The following is a 16072-nucleotide window of genomic DNA, read 5'->3' on the forward strand; positions in this document are numbered from 1 at the left end:
CACCATGATTAAAGACAGTCCAAATCCCCCGAATCATGCCGACCGGCTTCAAGAAGCCGCTTACCGCGCCATCCATCACTATTTGAAACCTGACGCCCAACCCCAGACACCTGAACCCGCCGAGCTACCGTTCGATGGATTATTTACCGTGCGTACGGACCTGGACACGGAAACCTTGCTGGCCAATGCCTCGCAGGACCTGGCGTCGATCAATGTCATCGCCGCTCACCTGGCCTTCGAAGTCGACGGTACACAGCGCAATGTGGCGCTGGGCATTTGCCGGATGTTGGAAGGTGCACAGATGCTGGTCGACAGAGCGCTGGATAGATGCGCGGAAAATAGCCCGCGCTAAGCGGGACGCAGAGCGTCCAGGGCAGCGCTCCCACGCAGAGCGTGGGAGCGATCAAGTCTCTTCAAAAAACCGACCACCCGATCCGCTCACTCAACAACTCCAACGCTTTCATCCCCGCCAGCGAATTGCCCGCCGGATTCAACTCCGGCGACCACACGCACACCGTAAACTGCCCCGGCACCACCGCGAGAATTCCGCCGCCTACCCCGCTCTTGCCCGGCAAGCCAACGCGATAAGCAAAATTCCCCGCCTCGTCATACAGCCCGCTGGTGGCCATGATCGAGTTCACCTGCTTGGTCTGCCGCGCCGTCAGAATCTGCTCACCGCTGTGGGTGCACACGCCCTCATTCGCCAGGAAGCAAAACGCCTTGGCCAAATCCAGGCAGCTCATCTGCAAGGCGCAGTAGTTGAAGTAGCTGTGCAGCACTGCATCCACATCATTGTGGAAGTTACCGAACGACTTCATCAGGTACGCCATGGCCGCATTGCGCGCGCCGTGCTGGGCTTCGGATTCAGCCACGACGCTGTTGACCAGGATCTGCGGATTGCCCGACAGCCGCCGCACAAAATCACGCATGGACAAAATCGGCACGGCAAAGCGCGACTGGTTGATGTCGCAAATCACCAGCGCACCGGCGTTGATAAACGGGTTGCGTGGCCGGCCGCGCTCAAACTCCAGTTGCACCATGGAGTTGAACGGTTGCCCCGACGGTTCGTGACCCAGGCGTTCCCAGATGCTTTCGCCGCCATGGTCGATGGCCTGCACCAGGCTGAACACCTTGGAGATGCTTTGTATGGAGAACAGGGTGTGAGCATCACCCGCGCAGTAGAACGAGCCGTCATTGCCATACACGGCAATGCCCAGTTGCTGCGCCGGTACGTCGGCCAATGCGGGGATGTAATCGGCGACCTTGCCGAGGCCGATCAGTGGACGGACTTCGTCGAGGATCGACTCCAAAAGGGCCTGCATGTTGTGTTCTGGCATGGTTTGGGAATAGTTGTTGAGCGGGGCGCGGAGGATACCTGAAACGCCGGGGCTTGAATAAAGCCCCGCCCTCGCCTCAATAATGCGCCACATCCGACACCTGGGTATCCAGCACGTCCCGCGCCAATGCCCAGGCCTGATCCGTGGACTCAACTACCAGCAACGGGTAACCCCACGCCTTGCCAAACGTCACCGCAAACGGCTTGAGCGCCAGGCGTTTGGCCGCGCTGGGCTCGACCTGGATCATGCCTTTAACGAAAGCACGCAGGGCCGCCTTGTTCTTCTTCATCCAGATAGAAGCTTGTTTGCGCTCTTCATGGGAGTGCTCGTGAGCGCTTTCGTCGACGGCTTTTTCATGCAGCAGTACGAAGGGTTCTTCGCGCTGCAACAAGGCCTCGAAGGCCCCAAAAGTGTCGTGCGATGGCGTGTCGCTGGGGGCGTCAAACACGATTTTCACCACGGGGAATGCTGAACTGTCGAGTTGCATGGGAAGCTCCTTTAACGAGAATGTTTCTCATAGTAACCATGCCATCACTGGACGCCATTGCACAGAATGGCCAGAATGTTTCGCAATCCAGCCACGACGCCCCCCACCATGTACAAGCACCGCCTCGAAACCCGTGACCCATTGCGCCCGGCCCTTGCCGATGCGATTCCCCGTGCCGTGGTCGCGGTGAGCGCCTCGAGCACTTCTGCCAGTTGGGAGCACGCACCGCACCAGCATCGCAAGGGTCAGTTGATGTACACGTTGCGCGGGGTGATCCATTGCGTCATCGAAGAAGGTATCTGGATCGTGCCACCCCAGTGCGCACTATGGATTCCCGGCGGACTTTCCCATGCCGCACGCGGGTCGGGAGCGGCGGATGTCTACTGCCTGCTGGTCGACCCGGACGCTGCCGGTGCCCTGCCACAGCAATGCTGCACGCTGGCGGTATCGCCGTTGTTACACGAATTGATCAGCAAGACCGTCAGCTTCCCGCCGCTGTACGACACCGAAGGCGCCCAAGGCCGGTTGGTGGCCACACTGCTGGACGAACTGGCGCTGGCGCCGGTGGAGGCCCTGCACCTGCCCATGCCCCGGGACACTCGGCTGCGGCGCCTGGCCGACAGTTTGCTGGCCAACCCCAGCGACAAGGCCACCCTGGGTGAATGGGCCGTGCGCATCGGCATGAGCGAACGCAGCATGACCCGGCTGTTGCTGGAGGAGATTGGCCTGAGTTTCGGCCGCTGGCGCCGGCAGCTGCATGTGATCCTGTCACTGCAGCGCCTGGCGAAAGGCGAAAGCGTGCAGACGGTAGCGCTGGACCTCGGCTATGAAAACGCCAGCGGCTTTATCACCATGTTCCGCAAGGCCATCGGCCAACCCCCGGCCCGCTACCTCGCCGACCGCGCGAGCATCTCCCAGCACACAACCCCCGCTATCGCCTTGCTGGATTATTATAAATAGTCACGTATAAGCTCTTTAGAGCTTAAGGACTAGAAGGGTTAAATCATTCCAGCCAAAAAATATCAACCCGCCTAAAATACTTATCGCACACTAAAAAATTTGCACTAGCATATGAATACTCCTGCCCAGAAATCCGCTTTCAACACCCGCCTGAAATCCGCCTTATCCCCTGTAAATAACGTGGCGAATGTTAAAATTTGTCACGTTTTGGCGTATTCAATTCGATTAACATCTAAACGCCTGCAGCGATTGAATTGACGGCCTCGCATGCCGGAAAAGGGAGCAACGTGATGCATTTTTCCAACGTCCTCGCTATTGCACGGACCCCATCGAAATCCGAGGACTTCAGCGAGCTTATAGTTCGGACTGTACCGAAAAATCTAAAAGTCGATACACGCTCCTACGGCCAACTAATTGGTCCCTGTGAAAGCCATGGACATTACCGTGCCATCATCATAGAGATCGACACCCCCTCCGCCAGCACCCAAACGCTGGACATTATTAAAAAAACCAGATCCGAAAATCCTGGCAGCACGATTTTCCTGGTTGTCACCTTCGCCACGACACTAAGCAAAACCAAATACTATCTCGCAGGCGCCGACTACTGCATAAAGGTCGTCGAGAGCTCGCCCGAGAAAAAACTTGCCCTGTTTGCCGCGTTCCTCAGCGAGACGTACTGGCTAAGTAATACTGATTTGCTACTTGATCAGGACCGCATGTGCATCTACGGGGGAGGCAAAAAACTCGAAATTTCCTTCGTTGAAATGAAAGTGCTTGAAGCACTCATTCATAACCGGCTGCTCAGCCACGATGAAATTGCCGTGGTGATGGGGCTTAACGCCCGATTTTATGATTCCAGGGCGCTCGAAAAATCAATCAGCCGTTTGCGCGGCAAAATAAAATCGCACTATGGAAGTAATATTATTCAAAGCATCCGGGGTTACGGCTACAAACTGAGCAGAGGGCTGGCTTCGGTTAATCATATTCAACCCGTCAGGGAGCGGCCGAACCGTGAATAGCGGAACTCTATTGCTTGCGGACTCTGTCGAGTTTACATTTTCACGACAAGCGATACTTGAACGAAGTTGTGCGTTATGGGGCAGCGAGATCCGGGTCCATGCCGAGCATGTTCTTGACAACCTGCCCGCTGATACGTGCGCCTTTTATTCTGAACAACTTAAAGTCGCCTACAGTGAAGCCCTGCAATACACCAAACCGAGTTCGGTCGTTCAACCAGCAAAACGTTTGCGTGTGGACAAACGTTCGGGCCTCCATAAGTTTCTCCGAATCGAGCAGTCATTATTGATGAATGAGGACCTGCTCAAGGAAATTGTCAGCACTTCCAATACCTTGGAAAAACACAAACAACAACTCATCGTCAGCGTCGAAAACACGCTGGATACTCTGCCGGGCCCGGTGGAGCGTCGAAATATGATCCGCCAACTCTATAGCCTGAAAGACCGAAGCAGCCTGAAACTTGCCTATAACAATTACACACTCGATACAAAAAAAGCTGACCTGCTGACTGACTTGAGTCTTTATGACTATATAAAAATGCCTTTTCCAGACTCGGCCCTCAGGCTCAGTCTGAACACCCGTTCGGGCCTGTTCGACCGGCTTTACGACCAGATGCTGGGGGTGATGAGCACCTCCCGGGTCTCGTTCATCGCCGAAAACGTCGAGCACGCCGACAGCGCACTTCTCGCCAGACGCTTGCCTTTTGACTATTTTCAGGGCCCCTACTTCTCCCCTGCTGATAGTTTATGAACCCCCGTACTTTCCTGGAATCGGTGAATGCCATGAGTTCTCTCAAGAAACACACATTTACATCGACGTACCCGTCAATCGCACTGCAGGACTTCACGCCGAATGTGGCATTTTTACATTACGACGTCGACAGCGGACCGCTGATCGAAACGGCAGAAAAAACATCGGACGCTTCGACCAGTTCCTATGCCGTTACCAGTGAGCAGAACTTTAATCTCTGGCTCAGCAACTATGTGGCCGCGAAAAGACTGTACGAGGCCAGCAATCGCCTGACCCGAAAACTTTACGATGCCTCAAAAAACCCGAACATCACTGCACTAAAATCAGACACCCCACACCCGACCCCTAATAACACGCCAACCGAAACTGTTAATGCAACACCCGTATTACGCACTCCCGATGTCTGGCTGCTCACCCAGCAAGACCGAGCACTGGTCAAAGGCGGGCTACGAATTTCCTTGACCACCATTGAGTCGGCGCTGATTAAAAAGATGCTGCACCATGAAGAACGCGTGGTGAGCAAGGAAGAACTTATTCGCAACATTGGGCGCGAACCCGACCTTTATCGCGGGCTTGAAATGTGCCTTAGCCGGCTGCAGGACAAGTTCAAACGCGTCAACGATGGCGAGCGTCTGTTCCGGGCGGTACGCAATCGCGGTTATTGCCTCACACAAAAAATAAAAAGCCCGTTGAGCAACCGCAACAACGTCGCCGAACAATAATTATTTCATAAAAATTACAATTCACCCTGCCTATTAAAACCTCGTTATATCTGCCATTTTATAACAACATGACCGCGTTATAAGTCGTCAGCCATTGCTCCCTGCCATTCATTACTATCAATACGCACGCCTACGCGTGCGCCTGCCATTTGATAGTCATTAAAACCACGCCTCGCTTTAACCTGCCAGTACGTGAGTGGATACCACAGGGAGCAGAAGTATGCTTAACAACAGAAGAATGCATCGTAACCTTACACCCAAGGGCTTGACCTTTTGGGGGCAGTGGGCAATTGCCTTGAGTGTGGTCGTTGTACTTTTGTTTTCACTGGTACTGTTCAAGACCGGACAATTGGAATCCCACTACCGGATATTGGCGGCCATTACAATACTGGCCTCTATCCCCGCTTACATGTTATGTGACGTCTATAGCAAAAAAGATGATTTTTTTGTAGGACTGGGACGATTATTTACCGGCTGGTTATTGACCTTGGGCATATTATCGGCGGTTGGCATTGCCTGTAATGCCAGCTCGCTGTTTCCCTTGGAGATCCTGCTACTCTGGGCAGCCGTCAGCTACCCAATACTAGCACTCTGCTACATTCCGATTCACAGTCTGTCCAGGTACTACCATCGGCAACTTCACGAGCGCCAGAAATCACTGATTATTGGCACGGGTAAACTAGCAACCGACTTGGCCAATACGCTTGCCAGACAAAAACGCTCACCCTTAGTCGGCCTCGTCGGTCCCGGCCCCGCTTCACCTCAAGACAGCACTCAACCGCAGATTCTCGGCGACTTGCCCGACCTTCCCTCATTGATCCGACAACACGGCATACGCCGCCTGTACATCACTCACTCCCTCCAGGAAGCCACGCACATCGAGGCGCTGTACCTCAACCTGCTGGAGATCAGCGTGGACGTGATTTGGGTGCCCGACCTCAACAATATGCTGCTGCTCAATCACAGCGTGGCCGAGGTAGACGGCCTACCCGCGATCTTCCTCAATGAGAGCCCGCTGACCAGCCGCCCCACGGCGGCGCTGAGCAAGTCACTGCTGGACAAGAGCCTGGCGCTGGTGGCGATCGTGCTGCTCAGCCCTTTGCTGCTGCTGTTCGCCCTGCTGATCAAGCTCACCTCCCCCGGCCCGGTGATTTTCAAGCAGGACCGTCACGGCTGGAATGGCGAAGTGATCAAGGTCTGGAAGTTCCGCTCGATGCGTGTGCATGACGACCGCGAGGTGCGCCAGGCCAGCCGCAACGACTCACGCATAACCCCGGTGGGGCGCTTTATCCGCCGTACCTCCATCGACGAACTGCCGCAGCTGTTCAACGTGCTGCAAGGGCATATGGCGCTGGTGGGCCCACGCCCCCATGCCGTGGCCCACAATGACTATTACTCGGGCAAGATTCGCGCGTACATGGCGCGGCATCGCATCAAGCCCGGTATCACCGGCCTGGCACAAGTCAACGGCTGCCGGGGCGAAACCGAGACCCTGGAAAAGATGCAGCAACGGGTCGATATCGACCTGCGCTACATCAACAACTGGTCGCTGTGGCTGGACATCAAGATCCTGTTCAAGACGCCGTTTACCCTGCTCTCCAAAGACATCTACTGACCCCTCCCTTCCCCGCACCGCCATACCGGCGGCGCGGGCACCACCCGCCCTTAGGGGCGTTATCCTCCCCGTCCCCTCATCACCCCCGCCCGGCGCGTAGCTAACGCCCACAGAAGCGCCTGGGCCCCAGGCCCAAGCCATTCGTATAAAAGTCAGAGAGGAAAGTCAGGGACGTGTCGCGCGCCGGCATTGCACCTGGCGCTTTACTGTTGCGGCTTGCTCACCGCCCGGCGCATGAGCACCGGGCAGTGAGTTACCTCGTCGGCAGACGCCGCTACATCACTCAGTGATCTTCTCGAAGTTGTTGTAGAACAGCTCGCTGTCACGCCCGTCGGTCATGGTTTGCAGTGAGTACGCGCGGTTCAGGCGGGCGCCGCCATCACGGGTCAGCGGGGCCCATACGACGTTGGCGCGACGCATGGTCGAGGTACTCATCAGCTCATCGAACGGGACGGAAATATAGATGCCCTTGTCGAAGCTGCCTTCACCATATTCTTCCTTTGAGGCCGTGGTCAGCGTGACCCAGCCACCAAATTTCACGCCGTTCTTGAACTGCCGCGAGATGTCGACCGTGGTGCCCCAGTCCCGGGCCAGGTAACGCCCCACACTGACGGCCGCGAGTGTGTCGTAGGGCAGCTCGGTGTAGCTGGTGACATGCCCGGTGATGGTCTGGTAGTCCCGCAGGCCGAAGCCCTGATTGAAATCACGCTGGCGCACGAAGTTCAGGTCTGCGCCCACCGACCAGTGTTTGCCCGCCGGCCGGAACAGCACCTCGCTGCCAACCCCGGCGTACATGGACTCCAGGTAACCGCCGTAGACCATGCCATACAGGTCCCGATCCAGCCGCGCCGCATGGTTGAACTGGAACGTCGGCATCGTCACATCGGACGTCGTCATGTATTGGCGCAGGTCGGTGCGCACCCGCGGCAACCCGCTTGGCGCGTCGTAGGTGAACTTGTCGTAGTTGTTCAGCAGGTTGGCGCTGACCAAGCCGCTCCACCAGGTGTTGCGGGTAAACCGGTATTGCGCATCGGCGTCGGCAGTGAACTGATAGAGCAGCCCGTTGGGGCCGCCGATGTTCTGTTTGTACCCCAGGCCGAGCCCGTAGTTGAACGGCTGGCGGGTGCCGGTGTAGAGCGTGGTTTCCCGATGGGCAATCGCCGGGTTGACCTCGGTGGTACGGTGCAGGTCCTTCAACGGCTGATCGTTGTTGACCACCGCGCGGAACGTGTCGCGAGGCACGCTGGTTTCTTCGATGGGCATGTCATAGCGCTTGTTCACCAGGGTGAACCAATCGATATCCTGATTGACGCTGTTGTCGAGAATCCGACTGGCGCGCCCCACGGCCTTGGCTGAATAGAAGTAGCGTTGTTGCTCGCCATACACCATCAGCTCGGAACCGCGTTGGGCAATACGCTCCACTTTGTAGCCGGCATTCTGCTGCAAACGATCGGACACGTTGGCCCAGTCAACCTGGTCGGCCGGGGTCGTCGGCATGCGCGCCGGCAACGGTTCGGCGGGAGGATCGTAGGTCTTGACCGGCGCCTTGCGGCTGACAAAGTTGGTGTGCAGGGTGATGCCGAACATCGCGGTATTCCCGCGCTCCCAGGCTGCGCTCAGATCGACGCTGTCGGCCAGCTTGTAGACCACGCCGATATTGACCGGCGAATCCTGTTTGATCGGGTTGTCCAACGGCTCGTGCTTGTAGTCGTTGCCCTCGTACTCGAGTTTCAGGCTCAGGGGTTCCCAGGGCGTTTGATAGGCGATCCCGCCAAACAACGAAGGACGCCCCCTGAAGTAGGCGTTGGAGTTCACATCCCCTGCCCTGGCGACGACCGCCGTGCTCTTCGGCCGGTCGTTGAACTTGCTGCCGAACACTGACAGCGGGTTACCGAAATCCCCCCGATTACCCAGGTAGCCCCAGGCGATACCGAGGCTGAAATCCAGGTTGCCATAACGCTTGTTGGCGACGAAATATTCGCTGGAAAACAACCCGGTACCCCCGATGTCCCGGGCGCCGAAGGCCAGTTGGGGCGCCCAGTGGCTTTCTTCCCAGAGCCGTGCCTTGAAGTCGATGGCCTTGTCTTTGAAGCTCTGACTTGCGCTCAACGCCTCGGCGCCGTACCTGCGGTTGCTGATGGCGGTGTAACGAAACGAACCCTCCAGCCAGTCAAACGGCTGCAAGGAAAAACTGTAGCGCGAGTAGGGATCGGTGCGGTTGGCGTTGGCGCTCAACTCTCCCGCCGGGGCCATGCGTGCGGTGGGGGTCTGGAGCAGGCCCACGCCGCCGAAATCATTTTGGGTGTAACGGGGTTCTCCGTGAACCAGTCCGCAGGGCAAAAGCAATACAGCAGCAAAACGTAAATTCAAGGGTTCACCTCAGCCAACGGTTGAGTGGCAAAAAACTCGGCCAGTTGTTGGTTGAGATCAGGGGTCGGCGTCTCAAGGTCATCGCTGCGCACCGGCACCAGGATCCGGCTCCCGGGAGCAGCCACAATGCCGTCCTCCCGATTCCACACCGCCACGCCCACCCGTCGTACCTGACCGTCGGGCTGGATCAGCCACAGGTCATCGCGCTCGGCGTCGTCGAGGATGGTGCAGTCGCGAACATATTCCCCGACCTCTTGCATGGCGCGGTACGGCACCTCACAGGGCTGCGCGACGGCCCCGAGTACTTCCACGGTAGACGGCCTTTCGGGGTAAACCAGCTGGTCACCGTCATCGAGCAACGCGTTGCGCGCGAACCCTGCCTCCACGGCGATCGGGTCCAGCACCGCCACCTGGCGGCCAGTGACCGGCAACTGCTCGACCTGCCGATACAGACGCGCACTCAAGTCCGCTCGGGTGGGCCGGTCGTCCAGCAAGGCTCCCCGTTGCAGCAGTTTCAAATCGAACAAAACCCCGGCCTTCAAACGCGCCTGCGGCGCCATCAATGACTGGTGCAGCCACGCGGCACCCAACCAGTAGCTTTCGGCATTCGGTTGGGCCACGCGAATCACGTCCAGCAAGCGCGCCCCCGGTTTGACGGCATAGGCGCCAGGGCTGCGTGCATCGCCACTGACCGTGACGGCTGCCTGGCTCGCTCCGGGGCCGATCAACAACAGGCCCAGCCATAGAAGATTCAGAGACTTCACCGGGCAGCCTCCCGATCAGGGCGTAGCTGCAGGATTTTCAGGGACAACCGGGGCGTCAGATGCTGCTCGCTGCGCAGGATGAAACCATCCTGCGGGTCGACCCAATAATGGTTGGTGGCGCGGAAATCCAAGGTGGGAACCTCCACCTGCTCGTCGATGCGCAGCACGGCATGATCCTTGTCCAGAATGCGAAGGGTCTCGACGTCGCGGGGGCTGAAACGGCTGTTGACCGCGACGCCGATCCGGTTGCCGTCGTAGACGTCGATCCAGCGTGTGCTGGTGTAGCCATCGGGCAGGTGCTGGAGGCCGCGCTTGAACGGTGACTCGCCACTGAAGCGAGTGCCGTCCAGGGAGACGCCTAGCCCGACGGTGCGTACCACCAGGCCGTCACGCATCATCACCACTTGCTTGCCGGAAGCGACCCAGAACTCCAGGTCGCCCCGGCGCCGTGCCCTGGCCATCACCCCCTCGCTGACAGCGGTGGTGACCAGGATCTGCGGGTACGGCACGGCGTCGACCTGGGCACGGGTCACGTGGAGGGGGGCCGGGCCGCTGACGGAGGTTTCGAGGGTGTACCAGGACGCCCTCATCAACGGGTTACAGCCGCTCAACAAGAGCGCCATCGACAGGCAGGCGCAGGTAGGCAAAATGTTCACGGAGGGCTTGAGCCTTATCTGCTGTTGGCTTCACTGAGGTCATTAAACGATCGGGCACCGATCCCGACGGCACTGGCGGTTGGCAGCAGTTGGCTGATCAGGCGGTTCCAGCGCGTCACGCCAGCCGGCCCGACGTACACGATGTCTTGGGGCTGCAAGTCGAACCGGGTGGCCAGCACCAGCGCGGACGGTGATTGGGCATCGAGCTGGAACACCTTGGCGGGTTCTGCTTCCAGGTTGTCCACGCCACGAATCACGTAGACCGCGTTGCCATTGGAGGTGGTCTGGTTCAAGCCACCCACCGTGCCCAGGGCATCGGTCAGGTTGATCGACTTGCCCTTGAAACTCAGGGCCCGGGGCTGATTGACTTCGCCCATGAGGTACACACGTTTCTGGTCGTTATAGGGCAGATACAGCCGATCGCCGCCCTTGAGGTAAATGCCCTGCAGTTGCGAGCCCTGGCGATTCAGGCTGTCCAGGTCCAGCCTGTACTCACGGCCGTCGCGCGTCAGTGTCAGGCCCGACAGGTCGGCATTCGTCGGGTCTACACCCGCAGCGCCGATGGCCTCCACCGCACTCAAGGGCGTGGTGGTGATCGGCTGTTGGCCGGCTTTGATCACCGCACCGCTCACCACCACGGTCTGGCTGGCAAACCGCAGGACGCTGACGTCGACCTGAGGGCTTTCAATAAATTGCGACAGTCGCCCGGCGATAAAGGCGCGCAGCTCTTCGATGGTTTTACCGGCCACCGGGACGTTGCCGATATACGGATAAAACAGCGTGCCGTCGGGGCGCACCAAGCGACCGTTGGCGTCGATCTGCTGTTGCGGCCCGGACGGTGCCGTCAACTCGGGGTGATCCCAGACCGTGATAAACAACAGGTCATTGGCGCCTACACGATAGCCACCCGGGACATAAGACAATAATTCCGAAGGCAGTGATTCGCGAACGTGCGTGGCGGCATCCATGGCGATCAATTTAGGCGTGATCGGAATCAACTCCACCCGGGTACTTTCGGGCGAGCCCTCACTGGACATTTGACGGGTGTCCATGTGTTGACCAGGCGAAAACATACAGCCGTGCAAGCTGATACTTGCCAGCAAAAGAACAGGTAACCTACGAATCATAATGGCACTACGCTAGTCGAGGGCGAGTCTAAATAAGATCACCCAGAAAGTTCCGGGTGATCTTGAACAACACACATTGCGGGTTATTAGTTGGTACCCGTGGTACCGCCTGTGCCGGTGGTGCCGCCGGTGCCGGCAGTACCGCCATTGGAACTGCCGCCCGAATTGGAAGCGGCTGCCGCAGCGCCGACAACGGCCGTGCCGACGCCTACCCCTTCACCGAGCGTCACGCCGCCCACGAGCGGGGTGCTCAACGACAGTGACTCGCCGCCGGTGCTGGCCGCCTCGCTCACCGCAGCGCCGGCGACTTCACCCGCCGCCAGTGCCGCAGTACTTGTGAAAGCCAGCAAGCCGGCCAACAGTAATTTCCTCATATCAGACTCCTTCTCGATATTTACCCCTTATCAAACTTTGCACATAAGGGCGTAGTGATGGAACGGAGATAAACAGGCTATGCAAACTGTACAAAGATCCTGTTGGATCACGCACTTAGCCCCTCGAAATCATCTCACTTGTGGATAGCTCAAACCACCCATGTTAATAATCGTCAGGTTTAAACGACTGGCCGTACTGATAACCCGCGACCAATACCGTAATAGTCAAAGCCATTGGCTTTCATCCGCTGCGGATCAAATATATTGCGGCCATCAAAGATCACTGGCGTGCTCAGTTTTTCTTTAATCAAGTCCAGGTCCGGGGCTTTGAACTCACGCCACTCCGTCACAATCACCAACGCATCGGCACCTTGCAGCGCAGCTTCCTTGGTCCCCATGAGCAGCAGGTCTTCGTTCATGCCGTAAATGCGCTGGGTTTCGGCCATTGCTTCCGGGTCGAAGGCTTGAACCCTGGCGCCCACGCTGCGCAATTGTTCGATCAGCACGCGGCTGGAGGCTTCACGCATGTCGTCGGTATTGGGCTTGAAGGCCAGGCCCCAGATTGCAAAGGTCTTGCCCTCCAGTTGCCCACCGAAGTGATGGTGGATATGCCCGAACAGGTGCTGCTTCTGGCGCTTGTTAACTTCCTCGACGGCCGACAGCAGCGTTGCCTGATAGCCGATCGACGACGCGGTGCGCTCCAGGGCCTGTACATCTTTCGGGAAACACGAGCCGCCGTAACCGCAGCCGGGGTAGATAAAGTCGTAGCCAATCCGAGGGTCCGAGCCAATACCTTTACGAACGGCCTCAATGTCTGCGCCCAATCGTTCGGCGAAGTTGGCCATTTCATTCATGAAGGAAATCTTCGTGGCCAGCAGGCAGTTGGCCGCGTACTTGGTCAGCTCGGCACTGCGGATGTCCATCGTGATGATTTTTTCGTGGTTGCGGTTGAACGGTTCATACAGTTCCCGCATGCGCTCCACGGCATAGCTGCTGTCACTGCCGATGATGATTCGGTCAGGGCGAGTGCAGTCGGCGACGGCCGAACCTTCCTTCAGGAACTCGGGGTTCGAGATCACCTGAAACGCCACCTCCAGCCCCCGGGACGCCAACACCTCGGACACCTTGGCCTGGACTTTATCCGCCGTCCCCACCGGCACCGTGGACTTGTTCACGATAATCTTCGGCTCGGTCATGTTGAGCGCGATGGTCGCGGCAACGGAGAGCACGTACTTGATGTCGGCGCTGCCATCGTCATCCGGCGGCGTGCCCACGGCGATGAATTGCACCTCACCATGCCGCACGCCTTGCGCAGCGTCAGTGGTGAACTGCAAGCGCCCGGCATCATGGTTCTTCTGCACAAGGGCACTCAGCCCGGGCTCAAAGATCGGAATGATCCCGCTCTTGAGGTTCTCGACTTTGGTGGCGTCGATGTCGACACAACAGACTTCATGCCCCGCATCGGCCAGCACCGCCGCTTGCACCAGGCCCACATAGCCGATTCCAAATACAGTTACGTTCATTTCAATAGTCCTTTAAACAAGCTCGAGGCGGCCATAGCGGTCTTCAAAGCGGATGATGTCGTCTTCGCCCAGGTAGGAGCCGGACTGCACTTCAATCAGCTCCAGGGGAATGCGTCCCGGGTTTTCCAGGGAGTGCACAACGCCAATGGGGATGTAGGTGGATTGGTTTTCGGTGAGCAGCACCTGCTTGTCGGCGATCTGCACATTCGCGGTGCCGGACACCACGATCCAGTGCTCGGCCCGATGGTGGTGGAGCTGCACCGACAGCTTGTGCCCCGGCTTGACCGTGATCCGCTTCACCTGGTAGCGATAGCCCTGGTCCACCGAGTCATATTTGCCCCACGGCCGATAGACTTCGCGGTGGCTGGCGCTCTCGATCCGGTGCTTTTCAGTGAGCTGCGCGACGATTTTCTTGACGTCTTGCGCATGATCCTTGGTGGTCACCAGGATCGCGTCGGCGGTCTCGACCACCACCACATCATTGATCCCGGCAACGGTGACCAGGCGGTGGCTGGCATGCACATAGCTGTTGGTCACGTCTTGCAGCAGCACGTCGCCCTGGGTGCAGTTCTGGTTCTGGTCCTTGAGGCCCGCTTCCCAGACCGAGTCCCAGGCCCCCAGGTCGCTCCACGGGGAATTGAGGATGACCACCGACGCGATGTCGGTTTTTTCCATCACCGCGTAGTCAATCGACACGTTGGGCGCGTTCACGAAATCCACCTGGTTGAGCCGGGTGAAATCCTGGTCGTGGGTAGCATTGGAGAGGGACAGTTCCGCGGCCACCACGATCTCCGGGCTCAAGCGCTCCAGCTCAGCCTTCATCACGGAGGCGCGGAACATGAACATGCCGCTGTTCCAGAAGTAGTTGCCTTGGGCCAGGTAGCTTTGTGCGGTCTCAAGGTCGGGCTTTTCGACAAAGGCCTCGACATGCGCCGCGCCATCGAGGGCAGCGGTTTGAGTACGGATGTAGCCATAGCCGGTTTCCGGTTTGGTAGGCACCACCCCAAAGGTAACGATCTTGCCCTTGTTGACCTCCACCGTGGCCAACGTCAAGGCCGCATTAAAGGCGCTGGTATCACCGATCACATGGTCTGCCGCCAACACCAGCAGGATCGGATCATCGCCGTCTTGCAGGGCTGACAGCGTCGCCGCAGCGATCGCCGGGGCGGTATTCCGGGCCGTGGGTTCCAGGAGGATTTTCTGGGGTATCAGGTCCAGCGATCGACTTTGCTCGGCCACGATGAAACGGTGTTCTTCGTTACACACAATGATCGGAGGGCTGACGTTCTCGCCCTCTATCGACAGGTGCTTGATGCGGTCCAGCGTGGCTTGAAACAAACTCAAGTCACCGTGCAGCGCTATAAACTGCTTTGGCTTAAGTGCTCTAGAAAGCGGCCACAGGCGCGTGCCTGAGCCGCCAGACAATATCACTGGGATCATAGCGATTACTCGATGATTAAACGTAATGGGAGCGTGTCGACAAACAGCCGAAACTCAGGACGTGAATGACTTCACATAACTGATCAAACGGTCTCTTTCGGTAAAGTCCAATGGACTTTCCGAACTGCTGTAGTTAAGTGCCGAATCAATCGCCGAAAAGAAGCCGTCCTTATCGTGGGCGATAAACACCGACGGAATATCTGAAAAGTTCTCAGCGGTGTCGTACTGGTGATTATTGATGTGTTCACCCCGTCGGCTGTCGCGCGGGACGATAACAATGGGTTTGCCCAGTTCAAGGGAGCGAATGATATTGCCCATGCCCGCATGGGAAACGATCACCTTTGACGCATTGAAGTTCTTGGAAAACAGCGGCTCGGCAATGGTCTTGTGCGCCGTAATGCGGCCCAGGTCGTGTTCCTGATTGCCCACTTGGGCGACAATCGGGACCTCAGGGTTTGCATGACTCCACTCATGCAAGTAGCCGAGCATTCGTTCAAAGGGTGCTTGAGTGCCAACGCTGCAAAATATCATTTACACAATCCTCCCTTTATATTGGGCCCGGCTGTTTTGCGAAAGTGTGGGCCACTGGGTCAGCAACTCATCGACAAAATAAACAGCGATGCGGCCGGACAACGAGAGTTTCTTGGGGTTGGCGATACTGTCGATCCACAGGGTCTTTTTCCCCATGAGTTTTCCCGCGACCAATCCCAGCAACCCCGGAGCGGCGCCGGTGGAGATCACGTACCTGGCCTTGCTGCGGTAGACGATCGCGAAGATCTGGCAAAAGCCCTTGATGATCTTCATCGGCTCACTGCGATTAAAGTCCGGGACTTGCGCAAACGCGTGGGCGGGATACTGCGAGCCAATGCTGATATCAACGGTGGCGATGGTAACTTTCTGACCGTCGAAGGCCGGCAGCAACTTGCTCAT

Annotated in this window: 17 protein-coding genes; 6 read left to right on the forward strand and 11 right to left on the reverse strand. The window is 57.8% G+C overall.

The window, feature by feature from the left end:
* Nucleotides 1–4 precede the first annotated feature (4 nt).
* On the forward strand, nucleotides 5–352 hold the full coding sequence (locus LIY45_RS09750) for a DUF6124 family protein (RefSeq protein WP_226476162.1): 348 nt from the start codon (nucleotides 5–7) through the stop codon (nucleotides 350–352).
* A 61-nt stretch (nucleotides 353–413) separates the two neighbouring features.
* Here the strand turns inward: LIY45_RS09750 and glsB are convergent, their stop codons facing one another.
* On the reverse strand, nucleotides 414–1322 hold the full coding sequence (gene glsB / locus LIY45_RS09755) for a glutaminase B (RefSeq protein WP_226476163.1): 909 nt from the start codon (nucleotides 1320–1322) through the stop codon (nucleotides 414–416).
* A 91-nt stretch (nucleotides 1323–1413) separates the two neighbouring features.
* The gene (locus LIY45_RS09760; RefSeq protein WP_226476164.1) at nucleotides 1414–1824 is read right to left on the reverse strand and encodes a hypothetical protein; all 411 of its coding nucleotides are present in this window, start codon (nucleotides 1822–1824) and stop codon (nucleotides 1414–1416) included.
* Nucleotides 1825–1932: 108 nt separating this feature from the next.
* Here LIY45_RS09760 and LIY45_RS09765 point away from each other — a divergent pair, with 108 nt between their 5' ends.
* From LIY45_RS09765 to LIY45_RS09785, 5 genes are all read left to right on the forward strand, one after another.
* Nucleotides 1933–2784, forward strand: a complete 852-nt coding sequence (locus tag LIY45_RS09765; protein ID WP_226476165.1) for a helix-turn-helix transcriptional regulator — start codon at nucleotides 1933–1935, stop codon at nucleotides 2782–2784.
* 290 nt (nucleotides 2785–3074) lie between these two features.
* Nucleotides 3075–3803, forward strand: a complete 729-nt coding sequence (locus tag LIY45_RS09770) for a winged helix-turn-helix domain-containing protein (protein WP_017475074.1) — start codon at nucleotides 3075–3077, stop codon at nucleotides 3801–3803.
* On the forward strand, nucleotides 3796–4551 hold the full coding sequence (locus tag LIY45_RS09775) for an EAL domain-containing protein (protein ID WP_226476166.1): 756 nt from the start codon (nucleotides 3796–3798) through the stop codon (nucleotides 4549–4551). The genes LIY45_RS09770 and LIY45_RS09775 overlap by 8 nt, the downstream gene beginning before the upstream one ends.
* A 32-nt stretch (nucleotides 4552–4583) precedes the next feature.
* Nucleotides 4584–5273, forward strand: coding sequence for a winged helix-turn-helix domain-containing protein (locus LIY45_RS09780; protein ID WP_226476167.1), 690 nt, complete (start codon nucleotides 4584–4586; stop codon nucleotides 5271–5273).
* A 220-nt stretch (nucleotides 5274–5493) separates the two neighbouring features.
* Complete coding sequence (locus LIY45_RS09785; protein ID WP_026077666.1) at nucleotides 5494–6888, forward strand: undecaprenyl-phosphate glucose phosphotransferase; 1395 nt, start codon at nucleotides 5494–5496, stop codon at nucleotides 6886–6888.
* 279 nt (nucleotides 6889–7167) lie between these two features.
* On the opposite strand, the gene LIY45_RS09790 is transcribed toward LIY45_RS09785, so the two are convergent.
* The 9 genes from LIY45_RS09790 to LIY45_RS09830 all read right to left on the reverse strand — a co-directional run bounded on the left by LIY45_RS09790 (nucleotide 7168) and on the right by LIY45_RS09830 (nucleotide 16072).
* Entirely contained in the window at nucleotides 7168–9258 is a 2091-nt protein-coding gene (locus LIY45_RS09790; RefSeq protein ID WP_226476168.1) for a YjbH domain-containing protein, read from the reverse strand.
* The gene (locus LIY45_RS09795; RefSeq protein ID WP_226476169.1) at nucleotides 9255–10022 is read right to left on the reverse strand and encodes a capsule biosynthesis GfcC family protein; all 768 of its coding nucleotides are present in this window, start codon (nucleotides 10020–10022) and stop codon (nucleotides 9255–9257) included. Before LIY45_RS09795 ends, LIY45_RS09790 begins: the two co-directional genes overlap by 4 nt.
* Nucleotides 10019–10678, reverse strand: coding sequence for a YjbF family lipoprotein (locus tag LIY45_RS09800; RefSeq protein WP_346269012.1), 660 nt, complete (start codon nucleotides 10676–10678; stop codon nucleotides 10019–10021). Before LIY45_RS09800 ends, LIY45_RS09795 begins: the two co-directional genes overlap by 4 nt.
* 14 nt (nucleotides 10679–10692) lie before the next feature.
* On the reverse strand, nucleotides 10693–11805 hold the full coding sequence (locus LIY45_RS09805) for a polysaccharide export protein (RefSeq protein WP_152416316.1): 1113 nt from the start codon (nucleotides 11803–11805) through the stop codon (nucleotides 10693–10695).
* Nucleotides 11806–11891: 86 nt separating this feature from the next.
* Entirely contained in the window at nucleotides 11892–12179 is a 288-nt protein-coding gene (locus LIY45_RS09810; protein ID WP_017475065.1) for a hypothetical protein, read from the reverse strand.
* A gap of 179 nt (nucleotides 12180–12358) precedes the next feature.
* Nucleotides 12359–13702: a UDP-glucose/GDP-mannose dehydrogenase family protein gene (locus LIY45_RS09815; RefSeq protein ID WP_226476170.1), complete on the reverse strand. Its 1344-nt coding sequence runs from the start codon at nucleotides 13700–13702 to the stop codon at nucleotides 12359–12361.
* Nucleotides 13703–13714: 12 nt separating this feature from the next.
* Nucleotides 13715–15142: a mannose-1-phosphate guanylyltransferase/mannose-6-phosphate isomerase gene (locus tag LIY45_RS09820; protein ID WP_226476171.1), complete on the reverse strand. Its 1428-nt coding sequence runs from the start codon at nucleotides 15140–15142 to the stop codon at nucleotides 13715–13717.
* A 54-nt stretch (nucleotides 15143–15196) separates the two neighbouring features.
* On the reverse strand, nucleotides 15197–15673 hold the full coding sequence (locus LIY45_RS09825; RefSeq protein WP_226476172.1) for a glycosyltransferase: 477 nt from the start codon (nucleotides 15671–15673) through the stop codon (nucleotides 15197–15199).
* Nucleotides 15674–16072, reverse strand: a complete 399-nt coding sequence (locus LIY45_RS09830) for a polysaccharide biosynthesis protein (RefSeq protein ID WP_017475061.1) — start codon at nucleotides 16070–16072, stop codon at nucleotides 15674–15676. It abuts the gene before it with no gap.

This window comes from Pseudomonas sp. MWU16-30323 (assembly GCF_020515595.1).
Taxonomy (GTDB): Bacteria; Pseudomonadota; Gammaproteobacteria; order Pseudomonadales; family Pseudomonadaceae; genus Aquipseudomonas; species Aquipseudomonas yamanorum.